General features: G+C 70.8%; 1 protein-coding gene. It reads left to right on the top strand.

Annotated elements, in window-relative coordinates; translation table 11 throughout:
- Positions 1-325: hypothetical protein (locus ACFHWE_RS23795; RefSeq protein WP_416604113.1), on the top strand; the 325-nt coding region annotated here is incomplete at both ends.

Here is a 325-nt window from a genome sequence, read left to right as displayed (position 1 = left end):
TCCGGCAACCGACCCGCGCACCCCAACCAGCAACGAGAACACCGCCACCCCACCACACACCCCCGACCACACCGCCGAACCCGCCGCGACCCGCAACGACCCGCCCCCCCACCAAGACGGCCCCCGTACAGCCGCCCCGACCACGTTCACCCACATCGCGACGAACACCACCAGCGGGGCCACCGCACCCGGAACCGACAGCGGCACCACAGACAGCGGCCGGACCCCCGCCACCCAGAACCCAGCCAGCGCCCGCACCACCCACAACAGCCCCAACAGCCAGAGTCCGAACACTCAGAACCAGGACCACAACACCAACCCCGAG

Origin of the sequence: Nocardiopsis sp. LOL_012 (assembly GCF_048060475.1) — a bacterium.
Classification (GTDB): Bacteria; Actinomycetota; Actinomycetes; order Streptosporangiales; family Streptosporangiaceae; genus Nocardiopsis.
This window is presented reverse-complemented; position numbering and strand designations above follow the sequence as displayed.